This window comes from Aquimarina sp. 2-A2, assembly GCF_045505135.1.
GTDB lineage: Bacteria > Bacteroidota > Bacteroidia > Flavobacteriales > Flavobacteriaceae > Aquimarina > Aquimarina intermedia.
Genome location: NZ_JBJKFI010000004.1, coordinates 280,951 through 307,862 on the forward strand (window position 1 = coordinate 280,951; position 26,912 = coordinate 307,862).

Below are 26,912 nucleotides of genomic sequence, written 5' to 3' on the forward strand. Positions count from 1 at the left end.
CCGAATTAACTCTCGATAAATTTCTTAAGCACCTCAACTGCGTAATCCACGTCTACTTTGGTGTTGAATTTAGAAAATGAAAAGCGTACCGATGGTTTTTCTATGTCTTCGGCAGATAAAATTTCTGATAACACATGAGATCCTTTACTGCTTCCACTTTGACAAGCACTCCCTCGGGAACATGCAATCCCGTTAATATCTAAATGAAATAGTAAAATCCCTGCCTTTTCTGAAGGTATCGGCAAACAAACGTTTAGCAAGGTGTAGGTATTGTGTTCATTTTGACAACAATCGGCATTAAATTTTACTTCAGGAATATGCTGCTTCAATTGGGCAGTGAAATAATCCTTAATTCCCCTTACGTACGCTGTATCTTCTTCCAAATTGTCATATGCCAGACGTAATGCTTCAGCCATACCTACAATGTTATGAACACTTTCGGTACCCCCTCGAAATCCTCGCTCCTGCTCTCCACCAAAAATTAAAGGTTTTAACCCGGAGTTTTTTCGCACAAACGCAAAACCAACTCCTTTAGGTCCATGAAATTTGTGCGCGCTCACGGCAGTAAAATCAACCGTTATATCAGTTAAATTCACATCAAAATGACCAATAGACTGTACCATATCGCTATGAAAAAGCGCGTTATGTGTTTGACAAAGTTCAGCTACTGCATCAATATCTAAAATACAACCAACTTCATTATTAATATGCATTAAACTAACCAATGTCTTTTCTGTTGCTGTTTGCAAAAGTTCTTTGAGATGCGCATAGTCAATAGCACCCGTCGGTAAAATTTTCACATAACTCACAGCGATATCCTGATGCTTTTGTAGTTCTTGCACTGTGTGCAGCACTGCATGGTGTTCGATTCTGGTAGTGATGATATGACGAACGCCCAAATCACGTACTGAGCTATTTAATGCCAAGTTATCTGCTTCGGTGCCCCCGGAGGTGAAAATTATTTCTCCGGCGGTAACTCCGAGTTGTTTAGCGATTTGTTTACGAGCCTGTTCAATATGATTCTTGGCAGAGCGTCCAAAGGCATGGATAGATGAAGGGTTACCATAGCTATCCTGTAAAACCTCTGTCATTTTGGTGATTACATCGGGATGAACCTGAGTCGTAGCGGCGCTGTCAAAATAAACTTTTCGCATCGTATTATTTGTTTAATCAGGCAAAACTATAGTAAATAAAATTATTTTCCATGGATAACGTTATAATCTTTCAATTGCCTTATTTTTGCTTAAAAGCGGAATTAATCCTATGAATAAACGTATTGTTTTATTTTTATTAGCTAGCTTCCTAGTCGCCTGTAATGATGGTGATATTATCATCACCTCTTTTGAGTTTGACGAAGTGGACCTTCAATTATGTAATGGATCCGGGGAGAATGAGTACGTATTTTATAAAATCGGAAAAGAAGTTAACGAAGCTATCGCCTTTACCTTTCAAAATGAGCAATTTTCTGACACTATACCTACCGGGACACCAATCTCAATTAATTTGGCTACCGAAGCAGGAGACTTGGTGTATCGTAAATTTAGCGGAGAGGTGCCTGCTACTTATTTTTGTGGTAGTGTACCGCCCAATAACATTACCATTACCGAAGAGTTGTTCAGTCTTTCCGGAAATGCAACCATCGTTACCGAAATTGTAACCGAAGATGATGATGATGGTATTCCGGCAGCAGAAGAGGATATCAATAATGATGGTAATCTTGAAAACGATGACACCGACAATGATGGTATACCAAACTACAAAGATGCTGACGATGATGACGATAATATCTTAACCGTCATTGAATTACCCAATAATATTCCTGACAATGACGATCCCAGAGACAGCGACGAGGATGGTATACCGGATTATTTGGATAATGATGATGATAATGATGGGGTGTTGACGAGAAATGAAGATACGAATGGTGAAGATGGTCCGAGAGAAGATGATGATAACAACGATAATATCCCAAATTATTTACAGGCCGATCAGGTTACAGCATACCCAAATCCTATAAATAATTTTAATACTATTGAAACAACCTACAGAACATCCGTTAGTATTACTAATCTTGAACTTAGTTCGGATTCACAAACCTTAGATTCTGACACCTATGTGCTTGGTTTTAGAGACATCACGATTGATAAGATAAATAAGAAAGATGAAAAATAATATAAAAACGATCCGCTTGTTTTTTGGCCTTATTGCAGGCTTACTTATTTTGGCCACTAGTTGTAGTGAAGGAGATCTTATCACCGATGAACTCGAATTTGAAGGAACATTAAGTAATTGTGCAAATACCAGTGCCAATACCTTTGTTTTTTATAAACTTGATGCAACGAAAAGCAAAGCACTTTTCCTAAATTTTACAGGTACAAATTTCACGCTTATTCCGGATACCAAGAAACTAACGTCCACAGATGTGGTTACACTTAATGAAACTACCAATTTACTTACATATCGAGAATTTAACTCCCCTATCACAGCTTCCAGCTATTTTTGTAGTAACATTCCGCCAAAAGAAAATACCACCACCCTTGAATATGTAAGTACTAGTGGTACTGCTGAAATTAGTTATGACTTTTTGAGAATTGAAGCTAATGATTCCATTTTCAGTAGAAGTATTATTCTAAAGGACGTCACACTAACCGGTAATGAAATAGCGTATCGAAAAGAATTTTTAGCTCTGGGCGAACAAGAAGTTGCAAAACCCTTTACACCTTAATTTAGTTTAGTTGTTTGGGTTTTGTTTTATATATACCTCCATAGCACCTAAACCATATTTTTTATAATCTCCATCAGAGATACTTAAGTTATCATAGCGACCAAATAAATACTTTAACTCTTCTTTGAGCACTCCTTGTCCTACACCATGTATAAAAATTACTACGGGAATACGTTTGCTGATCGCAAAATCCAATTGACGCTTAGCTGTATCCAATTGTAAGTTCACCATATCGTGATTGGTCATCCCTCTGCTGGATTTTACCAATTTGTGAATATGCAAATCCACTTCCATAGGGGGAGCTTGCTGTTTTTTAGGTTTGACAACCGGACGTTTTGTCTTCTTTTTAAAATGTTCTTTTTCCTGCAGATTCTTATGTACCTCTTCATAGGATGGCAGGGTCATATCTCCGGTCATCACGCGCACCAGCTCATTGACGGGAAAACTTAACTCAAAGCCATCATCACTCATTATTACTGCTTCGCCATGCTCTAATCGTACAACATCGCCTGTTATATCTTCATCCAAAACCGAAACCTTATCTCCTACCTCTATCATATCCAAATTTATTCTTGCGTCTCATCCGTACTTCCTTCAGAGCGTGAAGAAAGCGTTGCATTTACCATATACAACCCTCCCATCAAACAAACAACCCCCAAACTTTGCAGGTAATAGTTCTTTTCTTCAGCCATCAGTTGATGGACTAACAAGCCTATGCCAAGTGCGATAAAGATTGTTTTGAGAATTGTTTTGAGACTAGTGCTTTTCATCCGGTAAAAATATGAGGATTTTATGAAAATGAAATTATCTCCAGCATAAAATTTGTAAATACGTATATTGTACCTCCAAAAATACCTAAGATCGCTGTGGAAAAGTATATGTTTCCTTGTCTTAATAAAAAATTATTCGGTGTTGACTGCCTTGGCTGTGGTTTACAACGCTCCTTGTCCTATCTGTTGCAAGGGGAGTTCTCTCAAGCTTTCAAAATGTATCCGGCTGTATACCCACTACTCCTACTACTAGTCTTTTGGGGGGTTACCTTATTCTTTAAGTTTAGATTTGACACCTATATCAAATACGGCTTACTGGCAGTTACGGTGCTGACTATCATCATAAGTTACTTTATCAAAATGAATTTTATGTTCAACTAACCTTTCAATATTATGGAAAAACAAACATTACCAAACTCTACGCTAATCTTAGTCTTCGGAATTTTATCAATTCTTGGTTGCTGCTGCTATGGATTCTTCGGAATCGTATTTGGAATCATTGCTATTATTATGTCCAAAAAAGCAACGGAGCTATACCTTGAGAATCCTGAGTTATACACCGGTTACCAAAATGTAAAAACCGGAAAGATTTTAGCAATTATTGGCTTGGTATTAAGTGCACTATACCTTATCTCCTTAATTATCTTCTTTATCATCGCGGGATATGACGGACTTATGGAAATGCAACAAGAAATGCTTGAACAGTACAACTAGTACTACAAGCAGATAGTATAAAAAAATCCCGCAATTTGCGGGATTTTTTTTAATTAAACTTAAGCGTTTATAGGTTTTTCAGAAGCAGACACCGCGAGGTTATATATCACCAATCCAAACCCGATTTTATTGACAGCATCGCCGATATTATATACTGCGTCCATAGCAAGACCACCAAAAATACCCTCATACCATCCCGGGGTACCCGCCATGTATCCTATAGGATATATTGCCCATCCTACAAGAACAAACCAACATAACGTTTTGTGGGCCGCAAGAACGGGTCCTCCAGCCTGCTGTGCAAGCTTTTTAGCTTTACCAAGCCAAATATCGTAGACAATGACAAAGTAAGCTACTCCTGATATAAGCCCCCATAACCACGCCTGATCTCTATACACGGCTTCTCCAAAATACCCAGTGACAAGCATTATTACAGAAAGAATAATTAAACGCCACATCAAGGATTTTTTTGCTCCTGCCACTTTTAAAATAAGATAAAATTCTACACACATTAGTGGAACCGTTAATATCCAGTCTACATAACGGAAAAATGTGGGAGAACTCCCATTAACATACCAATAATCCCTCATATACCAGTAATGAACGGCTGCTATAAAAGTGATTAATCCAGAAATAAGAATAGAGGTTCTCCATTTTCTGTCATAACTGTTCATAGAAAAAAAGAAAAACACGGAAGCTGCCATCATAGCCATACACCCCATAAAGAAGGTAAAACCTACGTAATCATCTGTTGCTATCTCTGGAACCAGAGAAATCGACATTATTAAATTTTTCATAATTCTTATATTTTGTTTAATCAAATTTAATAAAGATTAAACAGAATTAGTTAACTTTAGGATATCTTTATTAAATAATTATGAATCGTTCAACCATTTTTCTTGAAAATCTGAAAAGTTTCAAGTTAATATCAACGTTTTTCTCACTATGGTTCGCAGTATATTTTACAGAAAATATTGAGGATTATTTTGCATTCTTTTTCATTCTATCACTGGGTATTTTACATGGAGCGAATGATCTCAAACTCATTGAGAAAGTTATTAGCATTACTGATAAGAAGCAGCTCTACAAAGTAATTGCCTTATATCTTTGCACAATAGCTATCGGGATTCTGACCTTTTACTACTTCCCTGCAATTGGACTTCTATTATTTATATTTTTTAGTGCTTATCATTTTGGAGAACAACACTGGAGTTCTCGAATAAAGGAATCAAGTATTCCTGCCAAATTTATGTTTATGGCGTATGGATTTTTAATTTTATCCTCCCTATTTTATTTTAATAATATAGAGGTATCGCTTATCATAGATAATATTGCAGGTATTTACCTCAAAAAGAATTTTTATCTATATACACTATTCATTGCGGCTATTGTAGTATGTCTCTTGGGGTTCAAGCTGCATATGGAGTTAAAACTAAAAGTAAGGATCATTGAAGAATTATTTTATCTCCTTGTCTTTCTTGTTGTTTTTCACACAGCTTCTTTACTTTGGGCTTTTGCTATCTACTTTATATTCTGGCATAGCATCCCCTCTTTGGTAGATCAAGTGAATTATCTCTACGGTAATACAAAAAAAGAGAATTTCATTGCTTATTTGAAATCCTCTTTTTTAAACTGGTTTATTTCTATTATCGGTCTAACAATCTTATATTACTTATTTAACGATGATGACCGACTCTTTCTATCCATTTTCTTTACTTTAATTGCTTCCATAACATTTCCACATGTATGGGTAATGTCAAAATTTAATAAGTAAAGCGTTTACTTCTTTTCAAAAGCTTTCAGTGTATCAGTAATAATACGAACACAATCCAACAATTGGTCTTTTGTCATTACTAACGGCGGAGCAAAACGAATGATATTACCATGTGTAGGCTTCGCTAACAAACCATTTTCTTTTAAAGCCACACAAATATTCCAGGCGGTATCACTGTCCTCACTATCATTAATCACAATCGCATTTAGCAACCCTTTACCACGTACCAAATTAACGATATTCGAAGTTTCAATATAGTTGTTAAGTTCTGCTCTAAAGAGTTCCCCTAATTCAAAAGCATTGATCGCTAACTTCTCATCACGTACTACTTCGAGCGCAGCCATTGCTACCACAGCAGCTACCGGATTTCCTCCAAAGGTACTTCCGTGACTTCCTGGACGTATTACTTCCATTATATTGTCATTAGCTAATACGGCAGACACCGGATAGGCACCCCCACTAATTGCTTTTCCTAAAATTAAAACATCAGGTTTTACTTCCGGGGTACCCGAACAATTTTTATCAGGACACGCACAGTTTCCGCAGGTAGCTAATAGTCTACCCGTACGCGCTATCCCTGTTTGTACCTCGTCAGCAATAAAAAGTACGTTATGTTTTTTACACAGCTCTTTCGCTTTTGCCAAATAATCTTCAGAAGGTACGTACACTCCTGCTTCTCCCTGAATCGGTTCTACCAGGAATCCTGCAACGTTGGGAGTACTTTCCAAAACGTCTTCCAACGCTTTTAAATTGTCATATTCAATTTTTATAAACCCATTGGTATACGGACCAAAATTGTCACGTGCTACAGGATCATTTGAAAAAGAAATGATGGTTGTTGTACGTCCGTGAAAGTTGTTTTCGCACACAATGATCTGCGCTTCATTCTCGGCAATGCCTTTTTTCTCATATGCCCAACGGCGACAGATTTTTAAAGCAGTCTCTACCGCTTCGGCTCCTGTGTTCATTGGCAGCAGTTTGTCAAACCCAAAATACTCAGTCGCAAATTTCTCAAACTCTCCTAATTTATCATTATAAAATGCACGAGAAGTTAAGGTTAGTTGTTTTGCTTGTTCGGTCATAGCATCCACAATTCTGGGATGACAATGTCCTTGATTTACTGCTGAGTATGCACTTAAAAAATCATAATATTTTTTATCCTCTACATCCCACACAAAAACTCCTTCTCCCCGGTTCAAAACCACAGGTAACGGATGGTAGTTATGTGCTCCATACTTATTTTCTAAATCAATTGAGTGTTGTGATGACTTTTTTTCTAAAACTGCCATTATAAACGTATTAAAAATAAAACTTTACTATTCCTACTTATCCTACTCGTGAGAGCGGCGAGAAATCAACCGTAATGAAGTGGATCGCAAATTACTAAATCTTTAGCGAATTTTTTAGCGCTTCTCCCTTTAATCCTGCTAAATATTCTATTTTTGCGCTATGGCGAGAAAAAATAAAAAGCAAGTCTTCGAAAATATCGAAGTAATAGATGCAGGGGCAAAAGGAAAAAGTATTGCCAAAGCTCCTGATGGTAAGGTTATCTTTTTAAACAATGCAGTTCCCGGAGATGTTATCGACATCAGAACTACCAAAAAAAGAAAGGCGTATTATGAAGGTACGGCTACCAATTTAATTAAAGCTTCGTCAAAACGAGTGGAACCAATTTGCAAGCATTTTGGTACCTGCGGTGGATGTAAATGGCAGTTTATGGGCTATGAGCATCAATTAGATTATAAGCAACAAGAGGTTGTGAATAACCTGACACGTATCGGTAAAGTTGAACTCCCTGAGGTTACCCCGATCTTGGGCTCTGCAGAACAATTTTTTTACCGTAATAAAATGGAATTCTCTTTTAGTGACAGCCGTTGGTTATCATTAGAGGAAATACAGAATGATGAAGAAATTAAAGATCGAAATGCCTTAGGTTTTCATATACCCGGCATGTGGGATAAGATTCTGGATATCGATACCTGCTATCTGCAAGAAGATCCAAGTAACGCGATTCGTAATAAGGTTAAAGATTTTGCCACGCAAAACAATCTGTCTTTTTATAATGCTCGCAATCAAGCCGGATTATTGCGTACCTTGATGATACGTACTACCTCTACGGGTGAGATTATGGTACTGGTACAGTTCTTTTTTGATGATGCCGAAAAACGAAATCTCTTACTCGATTATATTAAAAATGAGTTCCCGGAAATTACTTCGCTGCAATATGTGGTAAATGGAAAAGGGAATGACACCATATACGATCAAAACGTAATTTGCTACCACGGTAAAGATCATATTACCGAAGAGATGGAAGGCTTGCAATTTAAGATTAATGCTAAATCCTTTTATCAAACCAACTCTCAACAAGCGTACGAATTGTATAAAGTAACCCGTGACTTTGCGCAACTCACCGGCGAAGAATTAGTGTATGACTTGTATACAGGTACCGGAACTATTGCTCAGTTTGTTGCCAAAAAAGCTAAAAAGGTCATTGGTGTAGAGGCGGTACCCGAAGCGATTGAGGATGCCAAGGAGAATGCCCGCAATAATAAGATAGACAATACTGAATTTTATGTCGGAGACATGAAAAAAGTGTTTACCAAAGAATTTATTGCTACCCATGGTCAACCCGAAGTGGTAATTACGGATCCGCCACGTGATGGAATGCACAAAGACGTAGTACAGCAATTACTCAATATCGCTCCGCAAAAAATTGTGTATGTTAGCTGTAACAGCGCAACACAAGCAAGAGATTTGGCGTTATTAGACGAAGCATACAAAGTAACCAAGGTGCAACCGGTAGATATGTTTCCGCAGACGCATCATGTAGAAAATGTTGTATTGCTCGAAAAAAGATAAGACTACCACCCATGAGACTGAAACCGTACATTCTAATTAGCTGCCTATCCTTACTATCGGTATTCCTGCTTACTCAGATAAGTTGTGAAAGAGATGATATCTGTGCGCCGGATACGGCGACGACTCCCCTATTGGTGATCGCTTTTATATCGGCCGAAACTGCCGAAGCTGAGGCACCTGTAGAGTTGCAAATTAAGGGGGAAGGTATTGATGAACTGTTGGAACTGGGTACTGCTCTGGATACGATTAGGATACCACTTCGTACTAACGGTACGTTAAGCGAATTTGAATTTACGGTGAATAGTAACGTTGAGAATGATTCGATTCCTGCGAACACCGATATGGTAAGTTTTCAATACACGACGGTTGAAGAATATGTGAGTAGTGCATGTGGTTTTAGAGCTACGTTTGAGGGCCTAAGTGCTACCGGAGAAAATACGACAGATACCGACACCTGGATTAATGAAATTATTGTACAAAGTTTAAATGTTAAGGATGAAACCACTACACACGTACTTATTCGTCATTAGTCTGATAGGAGCTTCTGCACTTTATGCGCAGGAACCCACTACCACTGCCGAAACCGAGCAACAGGTAACAGCTACTGACACCCTGCCTCCCGGAGAAAAGTATGGCTTGCGGATCGGTACAGACCTTAATAAACTATTGCTTACTGCGATTCAAGACGAATATACCGGATTCGAAATCAACGGAGATTATCGCTTCTACAAAGACTTCTATCTCGCTGCCGAGATTGGTAACGAAAAATTGCTACGCGAAGAAGAAAATATAGTGGGTGAAGGTTCGGGTAGTTATGTGCGTATTGGAGTAGATTACAATGCCTATGACAACTGGTATGGTATGCAAAACAGTATTTATGCCGGATTGCGCTATGGATTTGCAAGCTTTTCGCAACGCTTGGATGAATATGCTGTTTTTACTGGTACCAATTACTACGGCCCTACACGTATTACTGTACCCATCGAAGAAAAAGGGCTGACCGCTGGATGGGCAGAACTTGTGTTGGGGCTCGAGGTAGAATTATTTGCTAATATCTATCTGGGTGCCAATGTATCGCTCCGCGGCATGATCAACGAGACGGCTCCTGATCAGTTTGACAACCTTTTTATTCCCGGTTTTGGAAAAACCAATGACTTTAGCAATTTTGGCGTGGGTTATGGCTACTCGATAAGTTATTTAATTCCTTTTTATAAAAAGAAAAACTAAACCAAGCTATTGTCAATATAATATACAGTCGGATTATAAGTATAAAACGAGGTAAATATAGCATTAAGAATTCGGGTAGAAAATTATAGTAAATAACACTATACAAAGATTTTTTAATAAAATCGGAATAGAATTCAGATTTGCTTAGTATCACTTCCTACCTTTTCTTAAAAATTAATTATTAAATGTTAATTTTGCAAAAAAAAGATGAGAAATACTGCATCTATTCTTCGTAATTATGGTTCTGAAATTATGAAGCTTTGGGAAACTGAAGTTAAAACTAAAATACCAGCTGCTAAAGAAGCCAATGCGATTGCCTTATATGATCATCTCCCTTTTCTAATAAATGATATAGCAGATATCATGGAGCGGTATCAGGATGAAGAGCATTTAGTAAAGGATAAAAAATATCAAGAAATTCTCGAAAATAGCAAAAAACACGGAAAACATAGAGCTACTACCGCACTTTATACCGTAGAACAAGTGGTTCACGAGTATATTATTTTTCATAGAATTATTACAGATTTTATAAAATCCAAAAATGAGCACACAGAAGACGTTATCGATTTGCTGAAGTATGTGATAGAAACATCTATATTAAAATCTGTGGGAGCTTTTTCTCAATCCATCCAAGAAGTACAGGAAAAACTAATTGGTACACTTGCTCATGATATACGCAATCCTTTGTCAGCCGCACAATTATCATTAGAACTGATGAAACAAAATAGTGCTGATACTAATTGGACGCTGAGAATGCGTAATGCAGCCGAGCGCAGCGTACGAAAAGCAGTAAGTCTTATTGAAGGGTTAATGGATGGCATTACAGTAAAAGCCGGAGAAGGAATGATGCTCAATTTTGAAGAACATAATATAATTGATGATATCAAATGGGCATATAATGAGGCAAAAGAAGCATATGTGGCTGATGTATCTGTTGAATCTGAAGATCAGGAGATCATCGGGATATTTGATAGTTTAGCTATCCGACGATTGCTTGAAAACTTAATAGGGAACGCTGTCAAATATGGTTCCTCCAACCAACCAATTACCATTCGAATAGAGGATCAAGATGATTCGGTGCAAATAGTGGTGCACAATCATGGAAATCCTATATCTGCCGAGAAACAAACTCATATTTTTAAGTTCTTAGGGCAGGATAGAAAAGATTCGAATTATGTAGCAAACAGTTGGGGTATGGGACTCACCTTAGCTCAAATAGTTGCAAATGCCCATGGTGGAGATATTCAATTAGTAAGTAACGAACAAGAGGGAACTTCTTTTATCATAAAACTCTATAAACGATTTAATGAACCTGGTAAACGACGCGCAAAGCTAGTCTACGTATCTAAGGATTCTTTACAGCTCACAGATCAATAAGTTTGATTTATCAAACTGGATTAGCTCAACCCTTGCTACCACTGCTTGGAAAGTTGCCGCACTTGTCAGGAAGGTTTCCCGATGGTGGGAAACGTTGCCGAACTTGTCCTGAAGGTTTCCCGATGGTGGGAAAACGTCCCGCACTTGTCCTGAAGGTTTCCCGAAGGTGGAAAAAGGGTGTATTTTGAATACTGACTATAAAATATCAAATACTGAATACTGAATACTGAATACTGAATACTGAATACTGAATACTGAAGGGCTAAATAATAAATATAAAATCATAAAGGCTAAATGTAAAAATATCTGACATGGACTGAATACTGAATATCGGATATCGGATATAAAATGTTGAATACTGAAGTTATCCTGTTTAATTTAAAATGTAACATCACGAAATAACAAGTATCGCATCCTTTTTCCTGTCATCCTGTTTCTTGTCTCCCGTCTATAAACTTATGGCTTTTGCCTCGTGCCTTTCATTAGCTTATGTACAATAAATTCTGTAGTTTAGTAAAAACTAAAACCCACAACCAACCTCACTCCGTATCTTTAGGGTAGTGATTGTAAAAGAGAAATATAGTTACCAAAGGGAACTATATAATATTGTTGGCAACAAGCGGAAAATCGAACTCAAATAAAAAAATGAAATTAAGAAAAGCATTTATAGAAGACATTATTGAATTAAAAAAAATATGTATTGATGCTTACTCTCTGAATTTCCATAACCATTGGAATGATGGCGGATTAGAATGGTATTTAGATAACGAATTTAGCGACAAAAGACTCACTTTAGATTTGTCTGATAAAAATACTGAATACTATTTTATTGAACATCAAGAAAAACAAGTTGGATTTATAAAAACCAAGATTAGTACATCTTCTGACTTTATTGCGAATTCAGTAGAATTAGAGAAAATTTATGTTCTACCTGAATGTAAAGGAATGGGAATAGGAAAATTGGCTTTAAAAGATATAATTCAGAAAACGAAAAATAGTGGAAAGGAAAGTGTTTTTTTATGCGTAATCGACACAAATGAAAACGCAATTGCATTTTATGAAAAACTCGGGTTTGAATTCCATAGCAAAACGACTTTAGACATACCATATTTTAAAGAAGAATTAAAAGGAATGAATAGAATGATTAAAAATTTGAATTAAATAAAGCCTGTTGCTAATCGAGTAGACGGCTCCGCCCCTAAATAGGAACGGAGTGCGCTTCTAATACCACCGTAACTATTGTTATAATCTACCTGAAGGCAATGGCGGGTATACGGTGGTTCATCAGATTGAAATTTGTCCCTTATTTAGGTAGTCTAGCAATGTCTTAAAGTCTAATTTTTAACTTGTGTAAAGGATGTCATTCAACGAACATAAAATCACTAATTAAAATAAATACATGCTATGCATACAATCACATTCATTAGCACCGTCCATGAGAGGCTTGGAAAATGTGATTCAAGTGAATTATTTGCTATTCTTGCAGAAATAAAACCCGATGTAATTTTTTTAGAAGCTCTTGAAAGCACTTATTCGAGCTATCACCAAAATACTTTTACGAACTTCGGAGTATACCACCCAAAACTTGAAATAGCAGCCATTCAGAAACTTAGTAAAAAATTTCCTGTAAAATATGTTCCTGTACTCAAAAGTGTGTTACCAGATTCATTTCTAACTAAATACAAGAAGCTCAATGAATTCAACAGTTTACAAAGGTTATTTGATGATTATAATTCAAATATTGAAGAGAGAGGATTCGCATTTTTAAATAGCAAAGAATGTTCTGATCAAAATGAAAAAATGAGAGAAATTGAAAGACATTTATTAAATAATAATGAGCTTGAAAAATTGGTAAATGAAGGTATAGATGCTTATGAAAGTTCAATGATGCGAAACATATATTTATATTGCAGAAATAATCAATTCGATACAGGGGTTTTCATGTGTGGTGTAGCTCATAGAAATTCAATTATAGATAAAATGGAAAACTACAACACCAAAGAGCAACTCAATCTCAATTGGAAAATTTATGGCAACTAATTTCCTGAATAAATAGCCTCCTGTCTCATAACTTCTTGGTTCCTTTATCGGTCTCTCACCTTTTGCACTCGTACCTTTCGCCTTAAATTGTCAACCTAAAATAAAATCTGCGGTTTAGTCATCATTAGAACCAAAATACCCACCTCCACTTGGTAATCTTGGATTACTTGTAACGAATAGAATAGTATAAAAGAAATATAGTTACTAAAGGGATTTATATAACTATGTTACCTGCAAGTTGAAAAAAATCGAAACTAATATAACAGACAAAATAATAAAATCTGTGGAATTTGATACCGCAAAAAACTGGGTTTCGGATTTTCCGACTGACAATTGGTGTCTGATTTTAATTGCGGACGAAAAACAAACGAATTATTTTGACGAAATAATCCAAAAATCAATTGACCGCAATGTGGGTTATATCTGGGGCGTTGGTAAACAAGCTGATTTGATTCACAGTATGGCGGACGAAGAAATTGGATTTCGAGATGTTGACATTGACGATCATTATCTCCCTGAACACGTAATAATGACTGTTGGAAACGAAGATTTTGACAATGGAATTTGGTATGGATTAAATCTGACTTTCAACTCCGAAACTGACATAAACGAAATTTTAATTGTTGACGTGACTAATAAAGCATTTGAGAAAACAACTCAATTAATAAAAAAGTTTGAAAACGGATTTTTGCCAGCGGATTAAAATCTAGAGCTAGCTCTCATAGAACTAAACGAAATTTTAATAGGAAAAAATAAGGATTATAAATAATGTCGAAGCTGAACTACAGTCCCTTTATTTTTTTAATTTTGAGAAAAGCTAAATTAGAAAGTCTAAAGCAGATAACACTCCTTAAACTCCATAAATAAAATTATTTGCCTTCACTATGGCTATGCAAATAATTTTATCAATGACGTTAGGGCTGAGTTTAGTAAGAGGTTATACCCAATTTGACAAATGAATAGACTAACAAGAATATCAGCGATTTTAACGCAATTACAGTCAAAAAAGATTGTGAAGGCTAAAGAAATTGCTGAACGGTTTGAAATTAGTTTGAGAACGGTTTACAGGGACATTAAAACACTCCAAGACGCAGGAATTCCGATCGGTTCGGAAAATGGAGTTGGTTACTTTATGGTGGATGGGTTTTCTCTGCCACCAATGATGCTAACCGAAGAAGAAGCAAATGCTTTGATTGTTTCGGAAAAGCTCATTTTAAACCAAGGTGACCAATCCTTGATTCGAGATTTTAGTTCATTATTAATCAAAATAAAAGCAATTCTCAAATCTGTACAAAAGGATGATGTTACCAAATTATCGGACAGGTTAGAACCTTCCGTAAAAAGGGAAACACTTAAAAGCAATTGGCTATCGACAGTACAGAAAGCAATTACCAAAACAAATGTTATTGAAATTCAATATAATTCAATTTCAAAACAAGAGCAAACAGTAAGAGAGATAGAACCACTTGCTATATATTTTACTGAACGTGCTTGGGTTTTAGTCGCATTCTGTAGATTACGAAATGACCTTAGAGAGTTTAGATTAGATAGAATTTCGAGAGTCGTAGTTTCGAATAAATCATTTGATTTCAAACAAGATTTCAAACTAAAAGAATATTTTAAAAATTTAGTGAAACCAAGTTGACATAAGGCTGTCAGTGCGCCTATTTACCTTTGTACTATGAAAAAATTAATCATAGTATTATTAACAGTCGCAACCTTTAGTAGTTGCGATTATTTAAACAAAAAACAAAGTAAAATGGGAAAAAACGCGACAGTAATAGAAATGGTTCTATTTAAAACAAATGACGGGGTAACAAAAGAAAATGCAAAAAAAGCAATGACGAAACTGAATGATTTTTTGAAAGCTCAAAATGGATTTGTAGCCAGAAAAACTTCTATTTCAGAGGACGGACAATTTTTAGATTTGGTATTTTGGACAGACTTGACTGCAGCTAAATCTGCATCAGAAAAAGCAATTCAAGACCCTACAAATATGCAAATTTTTAATGTAATAGACCAAAAGCAGATGACATTAAAACACTTTGAAACTTTCAACAATATTAGTGAATAATGTAGATAAATATATTGAACAACAAGATTTAGAAATATCCCTAATCGTAAGCACTATTCGGGATATTATTCTTTCTTGTGCAATACAAATTCGTGGAGAGATTAAACACAGGATTCCATTTTTCTCATACCATTCTAATATTTGCTATATTAATGTAAGAAATAGAGTTGTGGACTTAGGATTTGTCAATGGCTATTTACTTTCGAATCACCAAGGAGTATTAGATGAAAAGGACAGGAAGTCTGTGCGGACAATAACTTTTAAAAGTATAGGAGATGTGAACAAAGGTTTAATTAGAGAATTAGTTTTTGAAGCGATCTTGATAGACGAAGAAAAGAAAAAAAAGCACAATCGAGTAGACGGCTCTATCCCTAAATAGGAACGGAGTGCGCTTCTCACATCACCGTACATACTGGTCTCGCCTGCCTGACGGCAAAGGCGGGTATACGGCGGTTCATTAGATTGAAATTTGCCCCTTATTAATTTAGTCCAGCTGTGCTTTATAGCCTTCTCTATTATGCGTTGAGAATGTAATTATTAATTCAAAAAATCGAGTTATGAAACCTACAGAAAATGATGTATTAGGGTTTATAAGATCTATTCCAAATGAGACCAGACAGAAAGACGGACTCAAGCTGATGGAAATGATGAATAAAATAACTGAATTAAAACCTGTCAAATGGGGGCCATCAATAGTTGGATTCGGCAGTTATATACATACATATGAAACAGGACGAGAAACGAAGTTGCCATTGACTTCTTTTTCGCCGAGAAAACAACATTTAGTTTTGTATGTGCTCAACGGATTCGAAAACCAAGAAGAATTATTAAATGACTTGGGTAAGCATAAAACAGGCAATATATGCCTATATATAAACAAATTGGCTGACGTTCACCAAGATGTTTTAGAAGAAATCATCTCTTCTGCCTATCTTAAGAATAAGCGGTATGCAGATAAAAGTAAGAAGGATGCTAACTCTTAAAAATCAATCCTAAAATAGTTTTACTTTTACTGCAGGTAATGCTGTTATTTTTATTGAAAGATCTGAGACCTCCAAAACAGTTACCGCTAACCTCTTCTTAAGAAACTACTTTAAAATTTGGAGATTCTTGAGCTTCTTTATCACCTGAACCCCAATGTTATCATAACTAACTGACATACAAATAATTTACATCCTTATAAGTTCATTTTGAAGTATCGCTTCACTAATCTCAGCGGTTACATGCTTATGGCTGTTAAAGAAGTGTTGATTAGAACGTAATGCCAGAGTAGCCAATAAACTGCCATCCTTCTGCTCTCTAATTGACGTTATTATAACTTTTTCACCTTTTACCTTCTTATAATTAGCAATTCCCCCTCTTTTAATGATGAAGTTAGCTCTCGGGAAATTGATATATTTATAAGAATCATTATCAACTTCTCCTATAACCAAAACATCTCCTACCTTTACATCTATAGTAGTTTTTTGAGCATACATAGTAACAGAAAAAAAACTTATTAAAAGAGCAAATACAATATGATTTCCCATGATATAGCATTTTAATTATACTATAAATATAAACAAATCTAAATCCTTAAAAAAGCATATTTGATTGAAAAACTTCTATGGAAAACATGTTCTATTATATAAATTCTTTGCAGATCTTGGTCAAATCAAAATCACTCCTTTACCTTCCCAATATTTTGTAAAAATAGGCTGTATCAGGACTCCTGCTCGCCCTCTTTCAGCTTTTGGCTACTAGCCTTTGATTAAAATTTATTTATTTTAAATAACAAATGTTATGTAGTTATAGTTAAATCTATACCCAATAGTCTAATTTGCTAATCAAGTATTATTTTTTATTTGTAATTTAAGTCTTCTAAAAAATTCCAATTCTTTATGTTACTATTTTAAAGAGTAAAAGAATAAGTAATTATGAACTACATAATCTATATGATAACTTTATTTTCTTCCCTGCAATCACAGACAATTTTTGATTTTAATAAAAAGTCAGATATTCAAAACTGGAGAGTTGTAGACGACGTGGTGATGGGTGGAGAATCATCAGGCACTTTCAGCTTAAGTGCTGATGGCTTTGGTGTTTTTAAAGGCAGTATTTCCCTGGAAAACAACGGAGGATTCTCTTCTGTAAGACATAGATTAGACAAAGTATTGGTAAAGGAAAACACTAAAATTGTCATTAAACTTAAGGGGGATGGTAAAACATTTCAATTTAGAATAAAATCAAATGCAGGAGACTATTATTCCTATATCGCACCCTTTAAAACTTCCGGAGAATGGCAGGAAATTGAAATCCTTCTAAAGGATATGTATCCTTCTTTTAGGGGAAGAAAGCTAGATCAACCGAATTTTTCAAATGCTTATTTTGAAGAAATCACTTTTCTGATAGGTAATAAAAAACAGGAACAGTTTAAATTATTGATAGACGAAATAACCTTAAAATAAGAGTTACCTCCTTACTTTTGCAAAATGATAATAATAATCGGAGCGGGTTTGTCCGGGCTTTTAATCGGATACAGGCTAAAGAAAGAAGGGGTTCCCTTTAAAATTCTGGAAGCTAGAGCAAGAATCGGCGGAAGAATACATACAGTTTGCGGATCGAATTCTACGCCCGTCGAAATGGGTGCCACCTGGTTTACCGATCAACACACCAATCTACTGGCACTTATTGATGAGTTAGCAATTGAAAAATTTGAACAATACATGGGAAGGACAGCATACTTTCAACCCTCTGCTACTACCCAGGTTCAGTCTATACAAATTCCGACCCAACCACCCAGCTATAGAATCGCCGGAGGTACATCGCACCTTATAAATACCCTTTACCAACAATTAGATAGCAACGATGTGCTATTGAACCAAACGGTTAGCGAAATTAAATTTCATGAAAAATCTGTAGAGATTATCGCTAATCAAACCTTTATTGGTGACAGGGTTATTTTAGCCATGCCTCCTAAATTATGGGCAAATAATATATCTTTTGAGCCTCCTTTACCTACTAATTTAGTGCAAATAGGTGCAGAAACACACACCTGGATGGAGGATTCCATTAAGGTTGCTTTAATCTATAAACAACCCTTCTGGGAACAGCAACATACATCTGCCACTTTATTTAGTAATATGGGACCTGTTACCGAGCTTTATGATCATTGTGATTTTCAAAGATCCCACTACGCGCTCTGTGGTTTTATACATCCATCCTTTAAAAATCTCACAGATGAGGACAGACGGATTCGCGTAATTGAACAAATGCAGAAGATTCATGGAGCTAAAGCCGGAGAATATATTGAATATAAAGAATGTATCTGGAAGAATGAGAAATATACCTATGAAGTCTCTGCTATTGAACTCTTCCCCCACCAAAATAATGGTAATGCCATTTTTAATGCATCTTTATTCGAAGGTAAATTGTTATTAGCTGGTTCTGAAGTTGCACCAGAGTTTCCCGGATATATGGAAGGTGCAGTGTATTCTGCAAATACTATTGCCCAAAAAATTGTAAAAGCACAGTCCCTATAGATTTTATTATCCATTCAGGTTGCTATCGTAGAAAGTATCGTTAATCTATGGCGTTGTACATATCAGCTGATACGAATGATTCTGGTTGTCTTGCCCTGATTTAAAAGATTTTCCTAAAACATTCTCTGACTTCACTTAATTTTATATTTGATTTTTATTGGTTACCTTAGTCTTATACACATAGCTACCTATAAGTAAGCATATTACATGTGTATTTAGATCAAAAAATATAGCATGTTCAAAAAATTAAGCCTTGTACTCTTGTTATTGATCGGATTTACAAATCAAATCAATGCTCAATATTTGAATAATTTAAAACAGATTAATGAAGTCTGGGATAAATTTTATCAAGCTTTTGATTCGTTGGATCAGCGATTAATGGCCGAGATTCATTCCAAGAAATTAATCCGTATTTCTGGAGGTAAAAGAATAATTGATTATGACACGTACATCAATAATTACAAAATAACTTTTGAAAATGCTAAGAATGATTCGCTTACTAATACTATCTCCCTTCGCTTTTTTGAAAGGATTAATAATGATTCCATTGCCAGTGAAAGAGGTATTTATAAGCTTGTTAGAATTAAAAGTAATTTAACCAAGCAAACGTATTACGGCAAATTTCATGTGCTCCTAAAAAAAGAAGGTGATATCTGGAAAATCTTCATGGATTATGACTCTAATGAAGCTAATAGCATTGGAGAAAAAGACTACTTAAAGGCATTCAGAATACATGATTTTGATAAATTTACTTCAAACTAATATAGTATTCTAACCGCCGAAAACTCTGCTATCATTCGCTGTGTTAATATTCAACAGTATTCTTTTAAAGAGCAACAGATTTTTTAAATTGTTGTGGGGTCATCATTTCCATTTTTTTAAATTGTCTGTTAAAATAACTGGTGCTATTAAAACCAGATTTATAGGCTATTTCAGACATCCTGAAGTCCTTGGATTCTTTAATTAGTTTCTTCGAAAATTTAATTTTTTCAGAATTGATATAATCAATTGGTGAAATACCTAACGTATTTTTAAATTTTTTATGAAAATGCGACGTACTCATATATGCCTTCTTAGCTAAAACCTCGACATGTAAGTCTTTATTGGTTAGGTTATCTTTGATATACTTGATAACATTTCCTATTCTGGTATCACTAAAAAAATGATGACTGTGATCCAAAAGTAACGATTTTGCCTTAGTCTGTAGTAACCTGACGATTAGCTCTTGTATCATTAAATCCAAAAGCACATCTTTGGATTTATCGTTATTTGTAAAGGTGTAAGTTAATCGTTGGATCAACTGATTCACATCTGCATTATTAGTTAAATGAGAGGCGCTAGCTTCCAGATTCCAATGGCTATTTTCATTTTCAATGGCAACCTGTTGATTAAACTTTTCGACCACCTCATTAATTTTGAAAGCATCAATACCTAAGGCTAAACATTGTGTAGGACTACTCTTCGTAGCTATGGGAAAATCAATAACCATTTCGTTATTTGCAGGCATGACAACCGATTCTCCAGGATAAAAATTGAAAGGCTCAAAACCCTTTAGATGCATTATCTTCTTACCGGATAACATACTGGCTATTACCGGAAAATCAAAGCTTAATAAAACACTTTTAGCAAATGCGTGCGTTTCATAAATATTTAACTCAGCATATTCTGCGCTATACGTAGTCCTGTTTTCAACCAGCGTAGTCAGTTTTCGTGTTTCATTATGTTGCTTTAGTATGGATTGCATTCTTAATAGTACAAAATTTTAAAAGACACCTATGCAGATCTAAGAGATATGTTCAACAGTATGATACATATGTTCAAGATAATTAGAATATGATAAAATAACTTTATACAAAATACGTATAATTTAATTTTTAGATTAATATTTTAACTATTTCCTAATCAAATACAATTTTACATGAATTATTCAAAACCAAAGTTTAAGGAAAAATATGCAAATTTCATCAATGGAGAATTTGTTGCGCCACTAGGTGGTCAATACTTTGACAACACCTCTCCTATTGATAATAGTTTTATAGCAAAATATCCACGATCACAAAAGGAAGATGTGGAAAAAGCATTGGATGCGGCTAATGCAGCCAAGGAAGCTTGGGGAAATACTTCTGCCACAGAAAGGGCTACGTTACTCAATAAAGTAGCGGATATCATTGAAGCCAATCTTGAAGAATTTGCTCTTGTTGAAACCTGCGATAACGGTAAACCCATTAGAGAAACCTTAAACGCAGATATTCCTTTGTGTGTGGATCATTGGCGCTATTTTGCCGCCTGTATTCGAGCTGAAGAGGGAAGCGCCACAGAACTGGATCAGCATACACTATCTATGAATATTAAAGAACCCTTGGGCGTAGTGGGTCAGATCATTCCGTGGAATTTTCCTTTATTAATGTTATCATGGAAATTACCTCCTGCACTGGTAACTGGTAATTGTGTAGTTTTAAAACCTGCAGAACAAACTCCTTCGTCCGCTACCCTATTAATGGAAAAGATTGCTGACGTTTTTCCTCCCGGAGTGATTAATATAATCCATGGATTTGGTCCTGAAGCCGGAAAACCTTTAGCGTCAAGCGCCAAAGTAAACAAAGTGGCTTTTACAGGAGAAACCACCACCGGTCAACTCATCATGCAATACGCATCAAAAAATCTCAATCCTGTAACAATGGAATTAGGTGGTAAATCTCCAAATCTTTTCTTTAACAGTGTTATGGATGCAGACGATGCGTATTTGGACAAAGCGATCGAAGGAGCCGTATTATTCGCTTTCAATCAAGGAGAAGTTTGTACCTGTCCGTCTCGAATCTTAGTACAAGAAGATATATATGACGCGTTTATGGAGCGTGTGATTGACAGAACAAATGCTATTATTCAAGATAATCCATATGACCCTAATACGATGGTCGGTGCGCAAGCATCCAACGATCAATATGAAAAAATAAAGTCCTATTTTATAATTGGTAAAGATGAAGGAGCAAAAGTATTGACCGGCGGAGAGGCTAATAAACTCAGTGGAGATTTAGCAAATGGATTTTATATTAAACCTACACTACTCGAAGGTCATAATAAAATGAGAGTCTTTCAAGAAGAAATTTTTGGGCCTGTGGCATGTGTAACCAAATTTAAAGATGAGGCAGAAGCTATAGAGATTGCCAATGATACTCTCTATGGGCTAGGTGCCGGAGTCTGGACGCGTGATGCGCATCAACTATATCAAATTCCAAGAGCCATAAAGGCTGGACGTGTTTGGGTAAACTGTTATCACACCTATCCTGCGCATGCTCCTTTTGGAGGGTATAAGAAATCCGGTTTTGGGAGAGAGAATCATGTTATGATGCTTAATTATTATCGTCAAACTAAAAACATGCTTATTTCTTATGATAAAAATAAATTAGGATTCTTCTAATAGAACCCTTCAGTAAAGGGCTGAATTCCATCTATAATTTCAGCCTTTTAAAATCTATGTACTATGCAAAGAATTGCCATTACCAAAAAAGCTGCGAATATTTTAGAACAACTAAAAGCAACTCATAGGGAATTAATTTTTCATCAAAGTGGCGGATGTTGTGACGGCTCTGCACCTATGGTTTTTGAAAAAGATGATATGTATCTGGATGAAAGTGATGTGCTCTTAGGAAATCTCTCAGGTGTAAATTTTTATATGAATCAAGATCAATTTGAATATTGGAAGCACACACATATAACAGTTGACATCACCGAAGGCAGAGGATCCAGTTTTTCATTAGAAATCCCATTGGGTGTGAGATTTATAATTCATTCAAGGCTTTTAACCAAGGAAGAAATTGACATGCTAAATCCAAGCTAGTACATAGTTTGGACAAAAATTTATTTTATTAAACCTTCGATAGATTCATAACCTGTAAAGCTCAAAAACATTTCTTATAATTTTGAAATATCTCAGTTAACGGCTTATTCTTCTTCTTTCTTATTGAACTTTGCTTTTTTACTTCCTTCGTACATCTCGTACTTAACTAAGCGTCCTTCCAGTTTCCCATTAAACACTTTTATTTTTCTTGATGGACGTAAGCCAACAAATTTTAATCCTTCCAGATTAGATGTAATAAACCAGGCATTGGTACCTGGATACCCTTGTTTTAAAGCATCACCTATTTGTCCGTAAAATTCTTCAATATTAAGCTGTTGTAAGCGTTCTCCATATGGTGGATTAAAAACCATATGCAACGGACCTTCAGTTTGTTTTATACTTTCAAAGAAGTTATCTTCTTTTACCGTTATAAAATCTGAGAGATTTGCATTGATAATATTTTCTTTTGCCTTACGCACAGCAGATGGCGCTTTATCTGACGCATATATTTTGTAATTAAAATCTCTAACTTTCTTAAGTGATACTTCTTCAATCTTTTCGAATAAATCCATATCCCAGTCTAACCATTTTTCAAAAGCGAATTCCTTACGATTTAAATTTGCCGGTATATTACAAGCAATCATTGCCGCTTCTATGGCCAAGGTACCACTACCACACATAGGATCCATAAAATTGCTCTGGCCGCGCCATCCAGAATGCAATAATATGCCTGCTGCCAGTACTTCATTGATAGGGGCAATATTGGTCGCCGTACGATACCCTCTATGATGCAAGGAGCCTCCGGAGCTATCAAGCGATATGGTGCACATATCCTCTTGAATATGTATATTGATAGTTAAATCCGGATATTGGGTATCGACATCAGGACGCTCTCCCTTGTCCTCTCTAAATTTATCCACAATAGCATCTTTCGCTTTAAGTGAAACAAATTGTGAGTGTTTAAAAACCGTTGAATGTACCGTTGCATAGATAGCAAAAGTGTCTCTAGCATCCATATACTGTTCCCAATCAATAGACTTGACAAAATTGTAAAGATCTTTATCGTTGCGTATCCTCTTATCTCCAATCGGCTTTAGAATTTTAAGCGCGGTACGTAAGCATAAGTTTGCTTTATACATAAACCCGAGGTCTCCATAAAAACTAACGACCCTATTTCCTATCTTTACCCTTTCTGCACCTAGATCTCTAAGCTCTTTTGCTAATAATTCTTCGAAGCCAAAAAAAGTTTTGGCTGTCATTTTATATGAATTGCTCACTATATTGTTATTCTCTGGTTATAAATTGCAAAAATACATTAATTTTGCCCTCTATGCTAAAAGATTCTACAAAGTGGTATGCGTCATGGTTTGACACACCCTATTATCATATTTTATACAAAGATCGTGATCATACTGAAGCACATAGCTTTATGGATAAGCTCACGCAATATCTTAATCTGAACCCGGGCGAAAAAGTACTAGATCTTGCTTGTGGGAAAGGAAGGCACAGTATTTATTTAAACTCCTTAGGACTTGATGTTACCGGGGTAGACTTGTCTCCAAAAAGTATTGAGCACGCTCAAAAATTTAGCAATGAGACACTAAATTTTGCCGTGCATGATATGTGCAAAGCTTACGGACATCAATTCGATGCGGTATTTAACCTATTTACCAGCTTTGGTTATTTTGATCATGAAGAAGATAACTTGAACACGTTGAAAGCTATTAAGGCGGATCTTAATTCCACCGGAATTGCCTGTATAGATTTTTTGAATGTCCCATATATACTTAATAACCTAGTAGCAGAAGAAACAAAAGTGATAGATAATATCTCTTTTGATTTAAAGCGGTATTACAAAGAGGGTCACATCTTTAAAGAAATACGTTTTTCTGATAAAGGGGAAGACTATTTTTATACAGAGCGTGTCAAAGCTATAACGCTAGCTGACTTTAAACGATTGTTTGAAAAAGCAGATATATACTTATTGGATACTTTCGGAGATTACTCTTTAAGCACATATCATGAGAATCATTCACCAAGACTTATTTTAATTTTCAAATAGTGTATAACTATCTACCTTCCATTCTTGCTGTCGTTATCGGTTTTTGTATTGTGTATATATTTAAGCCGAATAACCATAAAAATCTAAAATTATTATTAGCATTTAGCGGCGCTTTTCTGTTAGCAATTACGATATTCAATTTACTTCCTGAAGTTTTTGAAGATCATAATACATCTAAATCTATCGGAGTTTGGATTATGATCGGAATTTTATTTCAAAAAATTCTGGAGTACTTTTCAAGAGGTGCAGAACACGGGCATTTACATTTGGACGAAAAAACTAACAGAGTTCCTGTGCTACTTTTTATCAGTTTGGGGATTCATGCCTTATTAGAAGGGTTTCCTATTCATCATAGTGAAGGTATTTTACTGGGGATCATTGTTCATAAAATTCCGATTGCGATGATATTGACTACATTTCTTTTAAAAACAGAAATCAAACGACCCGTCATTTTCCTATTACTTTCTATTTTTGCCATGATGACACCTTTGGGAACCTTCATTGCCGAATATGTAACCGAATTACAACAATATTATAAGGAAATTACAGCTATAGTTATTGGGATATTCTTGCATGTTTCTACCACTATTCTATTTGAGAGTAATGAGGGTCATAAATTCAACGTGACAAAATTGGCTGTTATCTTATTGGCTACTGTAATTGCCTATTTTATTTAATATGTTTAGTAAAGAACAATCAAAACATATACGTCAACAATTTTGGATTCGTTTCGGAAAAGCGTATCCAAGAAAATGGCTGTTATATAATACCAAAATTAAGGATGTTAGTTTAAAGTTTTACTTTTCTACTAAGCAAGCACAAGTTTCTATTGATATAGAACAAACTGATGAAGTACTTCGGGCTTATTATTTCGATAAATTAGTGAGTCTCCAGTCAATCCTAAAAGAAAATTACGGAGCAGAATATATTTTTGATGACAACTACACGCTTGAGAATGGTAAAGTTATCTCACGAGTTTATATAACTAAAGAACAGGTTAGTATACATAATCCAAATACCTGGGAAGATACTATGCTATTTTTGAATCATCACATGGAGCAGTTGGAAGATTTCTTCGTCACTTATCAAGATTTTATTGAGAGTTGATGATGCAGATGTTACAATTCTATTTGACAACGTATTGATAAATAAATAGATAATGTAAAAAACTGCCTCCCATCACAAATAAGTGCCAAATTACGTGATTAAACCACATCTTCTCTTTTACATAAAATATAATTCCTAAACTGTATACAAGTCCGCCGGCTAAAAGCACTAATAATCCTTCCATACCGACCTTACCTATTAGATTTGAAATGTCAAATACGATTAGCCACCCCATAATGAGATACAACAATAACGAAATAATTTCAAATCTTCCCGTATAAAATATCTTTAAACAAGATCCTAAAAGTGCAAGCGTCCATACAGCAATAAAAATTTCTAAACCATAGCTGTCAGATATTGTAATCAGCGTAACAGGACTATAGGTGCCTGCTATTAACACATAAATACTAATATGATCTAAAATTCTAAGATTCTGTTTATGTTTACTATTTCTAGTGTAATGATATAGAAAAGAAACTAAATATAATAACGAAAGGGAAATACTATATATTATGACAGAAAAAAACACTTTATCGTCATAGAGATCAGCACTTTGAAGCAACAAATAAGCACCTAGAAGTGAAAGTAAGAAACCCAAACCATGAGTTCTCCAATTCCATGTTTCTTCTATAATTGATTGATTAAGCATTGATAATAGTCATTAGATGGATGAGAACATAGCAAACTACAAAGTTAGTCGAAAACTTAAAACATCACATTTTCAGGCATAAAAAAACCCTTCATCGCTATGATGAAGGGTTTCAAAAAAGGCGGTGACCTACTCTTCCACAGTAGTAGTACCATCGGCGCTAACGGGCTTAACT

General features: G+C 35.4%; 33 protein-coding genes. 24 read left to right on the forward strand and 9 right to left on the reverse strand.

The window, feature by feature from the left end; translation table 11 throughout:
- Nucleotides 1-5: 5 nt before the first annotated feature.
- A complete protein-coding gene (locus tag ACJRPK_RS11995; RefSeq protein WP_407140204.1) occupies nucleotides 6-1,154 on the reverse strand; it encodes a cysteine desulfurase family protein in 1,149 nt (382 codons plus the stop codon).
- Nucleotides 1,155-1,263: 109 nt separating this feature from the next.
- Here ACJRPK_RS11995 and ACJRPK_RS12000 point away from each other — a divergent pair, with 109 nt between their 5' ends.
- Nucleotides 1,264-2,172: a hypothetical protein gene (locus ACJRPK_RS12000; protein ID WP_407140205.1), complete on the forward strand. Its 909-nt coding sequence runs from the start codon at nucleotides 1,264-1,266 to the stop codon at nucleotides 2,170-2,172.
- Complete coding sequence (locus ACJRPK_RS12005; protein WP_407140207.1) at nucleotides 2,162-2,725, forward strand: hypothetical protein; 564 nt, start codon at nucleotides 2,162-2,164, stop codon at nucleotides 2,723-2,725. The genes ACJRPK_RS12000 and ACJRPK_RS12005 overlap by 11 nt, the downstream gene beginning before the upstream one ends.
- 6 nt (nucleotides 2,726-2,731) lie before the next feature.
- On the opposite strand, the gene ACJRPK_RS12010 is transcribed toward ACJRPK_RS12005, so the two are convergent.
- Entirely contained in the window at nucleotides 2,732-3,283 is a 552-nt protein-coding gene (locus ACJRPK_RS12010) for a DNA mismatch repair protein MutS (protein ID WP_407140209.1), read from the reverse strand.
- Nucleotides 3,284-3,291: 8 nt separating this feature from the next.
- Nucleotides 3,292-3,495, reverse strand: coding sequence for a hypothetical protein (locus ACJRPK_RS12015; protein WP_407140210.1), 204 nt, complete (start codon nucleotides 3,493-3,495; stop codon nucleotides 3,292-3,294).
- A gap of 96 nt (nucleotides 3,496-3,591) precedes the next feature.
- On the opposite strand from ACJRPK_RS12015, the gene ACJRPK_RS12020 reads away from it, so the two are divergent.
- Nucleotides 3,592-3,876, forward strand: coding sequence for a DUF2752 domain-containing protein (locus ACJRPK_RS12020; protein WP_407140211.1), 285 nt, complete (start codon nucleotides 3,592-3,594; stop codon nucleotides 3,874-3,876).
- Nucleotides 3,877-3,888: 12 nt separating this feature from the next.
- The gene (locus tag ACJRPK_RS12025; protein ID WP_148783815.1) at nucleotides 3,889-4,209 is read left to right on the forward strand and encodes a CCC motif membrane protein; all 321 of its coding nucleotides are present in this window, start codon (nucleotides 3,889-3,891) and stop codon (nucleotides 4,207-4,209) included.
- A 59-nt stretch (nucleotides 4,210-4,268) separates the two neighbouring features.
- On the opposite strand, the gene ACJRPK_RS12030 is transcribed toward ACJRPK_RS12025, so the two are convergent.
- On the reverse strand, nucleotides 4,269-5,006 hold the full coding sequence (locus ACJRPK_RS12030) for a bacteriorhodopsin-like (protein WP_407140213.1): 738 nt from the start codon (nucleotides 5,004-5,006) through the stop codon (nucleotides 4,269-4,271).
- A gap of 80 nt (nucleotides 5,007-5,086) precedes the next feature.
- Here ACJRPK_RS12030 and ACJRPK_RS12035 point away from each other — a divergent pair, with 80 nt between their 5' ends.
- Nucleotides 5,087-5,983, forward strand: coding sequence for a Brp/Blh family beta-carotene 15,15'-dioxygenase (locus tag ACJRPK_RS12035; RefSeq protein ID WP_407140215.1), 897 nt, complete (start codon nucleotides 5,087-5,089; stop codon nucleotides 5,981-5,983).
- A 5-nt stretch (nucleotides 5,984-5,988) separates the two neighbouring features.
- Here ACJRPK_RS12035 and rocD read toward each other — a convergent pair whose 3' ends face one another.
- Nucleotides 5,989-7,272, reverse strand: a complete 1,284-nt coding sequence (gene rocD / locus ACJRPK_RS12040) for an ornithine--oxo-acid transaminase (protein ID WP_407140217.1) — start codon at nucleotides 7,270-7,272, stop codon at nucleotides 5,989-5,991.
- A gap of 160 nt (nucleotides 7,273-7,432) precedes the next feature.
- On the opposite strand from rocD, the gene rlmD reads away from it, so the two are divergent.
- The 11 genes from rlmD to ACJRPK_RS12095 all read left to right on the forward strand — a co-directional run bounded on the left by rlmD (nucleotide 7,433) and on the right by ACJRPK_RS12095 (nucleotide 16,543).
- Complete coding sequence (rlmD, locus tag ACJRPK_RS12045; RefSeq protein ID WP_407140218.1) at nucleotides 7,433-8,842, forward strand: 23S rRNA (uracil(1939)-C(5))-methyltransferase RlmD; 1,410 nt, start codon at nucleotides 7,433-7,435, stop codon at nucleotides 8,840-8,842.
- Between the two features lie 11 nt (nucleotides 8,843-8,853).
- Nucleotides 8,854-9,372, forward strand: coding sequence for a DUF6452 family protein (locus ACJRPK_RS12050; protein WP_407140219.1), 519 nt, complete (start codon nucleotides 8,854-8,856; stop codon nucleotides 9,370-9,372).
- Nucleotides 9,338-10,069 (forward strand): DUF6048 family protein, encoded by a 732-nt coding sequence (locus tag ACJRPK_RS12055; RefSeq protein WP_407140221.1) that lies wholly within the window; start codon nucleotides 9,338-9,340, stop codon nucleotides 10,067-10,069. The genes ACJRPK_RS12050 and ACJRPK_RS12055 overlap by 35 nt, the downstream gene beginning before the upstream one ends.
- Nucleotides 10,070-10,276: 207 nt before the next feature.
- Entirely contained in the window at nucleotides 10,277-11,446 is a 1,170-nt protein-coding gene (locus tag ACJRPK_RS12060) for a sensor histidine kinase (RefSeq protein ID WP_407140222.1), read from the forward strand.
- 645 nt (nucleotides 11,447-12,091) lie between these two features.
- A complete protein-coding gene (locus tag ACJRPK_RS12065; RefSeq protein WP_407140224.1) occupies nucleotides 12,092-12,607 on the forward strand; it encodes a GNAT family N-acetyltransferase in 516 nt (171 codons plus the stop codon).
- Between the two features lie 243 nt (nucleotides 12,608-12,850).
- Nucleotides 12,851-13,486, forward strand: a complete 636-nt coding sequence (locus tag ACJRPK_RS12070) for a hypothetical protein (RefSeq protein WP_407140226.1) — start codon at nucleotides 12,851-12,853, stop codon at nucleotides 13,484-13,486.
- Nucleotides 13,487-13,724: 238 nt separating this feature from the next.
- Nucleotides 13,725-14,189 carry a hypothetical protein gene (locus ACJRPK_RS12075; RefSeq protein WP_407140228.1) on the forward strand — a complete coding sequence of 155 codons (465 nt, stop codon included), beginning with the start codon at nucleotides 13,725-13,727 and terminating at the stop codon, nucleotides 14,187-14,189.
- 252 nt (nucleotides 14,190-14,441) lie between these two features.
- Nucleotides 14,442-15,131 carry a helix-turn-helix transcriptional regulator gene (locus ACJRPK_RS12080; protein ID WP_407140230.1) on the forward strand — a complete coding sequence of 230 codons (690 nt, stop codon included), beginning with the start codon at nucleotides 14,442-14,444 and terminating at the stop codon, nucleotides 15,129-15,131.
- 36 nt (nucleotides 15,132-15,167) lie between these two features.
- Entirely contained in the window at nucleotides 15,168-15,560 is a 393-nt protein-coding gene (locus ACJRPK_RS12085; protein WP_407140231.1) for a hypothetical protein, read from the forward strand.
- The gene (locus ACJRPK_RS12090) at nucleotides 15,532-15,939 is read left to right on the forward strand and encodes a DUF1801 domain-containing protein (RefSeq protein ID WP_407140232.1); all 408 of its coding nucleotides are present in this window, start codon (nucleotides 15,532-15,534) and stop codon (nucleotides 15,937-15,939) included. The genes ACJRPK_RS12085 and ACJRPK_RS12090 overlap by 29 nt, the downstream gene beginning before the upstream one ends.
- Before the next feature lie 178 nt (nucleotides 15,940-16,117).
- A complete protein-coding gene (locus ACJRPK_RS12095; protein ID WP_407140233.1) occupies nucleotides 16,118-16,543 on the forward strand; it encodes a DUF1801 domain-containing protein in 426 nt (141 codons plus the stop codon).
- A 186-nt stretch (nucleotides 16,544-16,729) separates the two neighbouring features.
- On the opposite strand, the gene ACJRPK_RS12100 is transcribed toward ACJRPK_RS12095, so the two are convergent.
- Complete coding sequence (locus tag ACJRPK_RS12100) at nucleotides 16,730-17,089, reverse strand: dihydroorotase (protein ID WP_407140235.1); 360 nt, start codon at nucleotides 17,087-17,089, stop codon at nucleotides 16,730-16,732.
- 387 nt (nucleotides 17,090-17,476) lie between these two features.
- Between ACJRPK_RS12100 and ACJRPK_RS12105 the strand changes: the two genes are divergently transcribed.
- From ACJRPK_RS12105 to ACJRPK_RS12115, 3 genes are all read left to right on the forward strand, one after another.
- Nucleotides 17,477-18,007, forward strand: a complete 531-nt coding sequence (locus tag ACJRPK_RS12105; RefSeq protein ID WP_407140236.1) for a CIA30 family protein — start codon at nucleotides 17,477-17,479, stop codon at nucleotides 18,005-18,007.
- A gap of 24 nt (nucleotides 18,008-18,031) precedes the next feature.
- Nucleotides 18,032-19,081, forward strand: coding sequence for a flavin monoamine oxidase family protein (locus tag ACJRPK_RS12110; protein WP_407140238.1), 1,050 nt, complete (start codon nucleotides 18,032-18,034; stop codon nucleotides 19,079-19,081).
- Nucleotides 19,082-19,315: 234 nt separating this feature from the next.
- Entirely contained in the window at nucleotides 19,316-19,843 is a 528-nt protein-coding gene (locus ACJRPK_RS12115; RefSeq protein ID WP_407140239.1) for a hypothetical protein, read from the forward strand.
- Between the two features lie 64 nt (nucleotides 19,844-19,907).
- On the opposite strand, the gene ACJRPK_RS12120 is transcribed toward ACJRPK_RS12115, so the two are convergent.
- On the reverse strand, nucleotides 19,908-20,825 hold the full coding sequence (locus ACJRPK_RS12120; RefSeq protein ID WP_407140240.1) for an AraC family transcriptional regulator N-terminal domain-containing protein: 918 nt from the start codon (nucleotides 20,823-20,825) through the stop codon (nucleotides 19,908-19,910).
- 174 nt (nucleotides 20,826-20,999) lie between these two features.
- Here ACJRPK_RS12120 and ACJRPK_RS12125 point away from each other — a divergent pair, with 174 nt between their 5' ends.
- Both ACJRPK_RS12125 and ACJRPK_RS12130 read left to right on the forward strand, forming a co-directional pair.
- Nucleotides 21,000-22,499 (forward strand): aldehyde dehydrogenase family protein, encoded by a 1,500-nt coding sequence (locus tag ACJRPK_RS12125; RefSeq protein ID WP_407140241.1) that lies wholly within the window; start codon nucleotides 21,000-21,002, stop codon nucleotides 22,497-22,499.
- Between the two features lie 63 nt (nucleotides 22,500-22,562).
- Nucleotides 22,563-22,919: a DUF779 domain-containing protein gene (locus ACJRPK_RS12130; protein WP_407140243.1), complete on the forward strand. Its 357-nt coding sequence runs from the start codon at nucleotides 22,563-22,565 to the stop codon at nucleotides 22,917-22,919.
- A gap of 104 nt (nucleotides 22,920-23,023) precedes the next feature.
- On the opposite strand, the gene ACJRPK_RS12135 is transcribed toward ACJRPK_RS12130, so the two are convergent.
- Entirely contained in the window at nucleotides 23,024-24,178 is a 1,155-nt protein-coding gene (locus ACJRPK_RS12135) for a class I SAM-dependent RNA methyltransferase (RefSeq protein WP_407140245.1), read from the reverse strand.
- Nucleotides 24,179-24,249: 71 nt separating this feature from the next.
- On the opposite strand from ACJRPK_RS12135, the gene ACJRPK_RS12140 reads away from it, so the two are divergent.
- The 3 genes from ACJRPK_RS12140 to ACJRPK_RS12150 are packed head-to-tail and all read left to right on the forward strand — an operon-like array spanning nucleotide 24,250 to nucleotide 26,088.
- Entirely contained in the window at nucleotides 24,250-24,981 is a 732-nt protein-coding gene (locus ACJRPK_RS12140; protein WP_407140247.1) for a class I SAM-dependent methyltransferase, read from the forward strand.
- The gene (locus ACJRPK_RS12145) at nucleotides 24,981-25,658 is read left to right on the forward strand and encodes a ZIP family metal transporter (RefSeq protein WP_407140249.1); all 678 of its coding nucleotides are present in this window, start codon (nucleotides 24,981-24,983) and stop codon (nucleotides 25,656-25,658) included. Before ACJRPK_RS12140 ends, ACJRPK_RS12145 begins: the two co-directional genes overlap by 1 nt.
- 1 nt (nucleotide 25,659) lies before the next feature.
- Complete coding sequence (locus ACJRPK_RS12150; protein ID WP_407140251.1) at nucleotides 25,660-26,088, forward strand: DUF4268 domain-containing protein; 429 nt, start codon at nucleotides 25,660-25,662, stop codon at nucleotides 26,086-26,088.
- A gap of 19 nt (nucleotides 26,089-26,107) precedes the next feature.
- Here ACJRPK_RS12150 and ACJRPK_RS12155 read toward each other — a convergent pair whose 3' ends face one another.
- The gene (locus ACJRPK_RS12155; protein WP_407140252.1) at nucleotides 26,108-26,737 is read right to left on the reverse strand and encodes a PAQR family membrane homeostasis protein TrhA; all 630 of its coding nucleotides are present in this window, start codon (nucleotides 26,735-26,737) and stop codon (nucleotides 26,108-26,110) included.
- Between the last annotated feature and the right edge of the window lie 175 nt (nucleotides 26,738-26,912).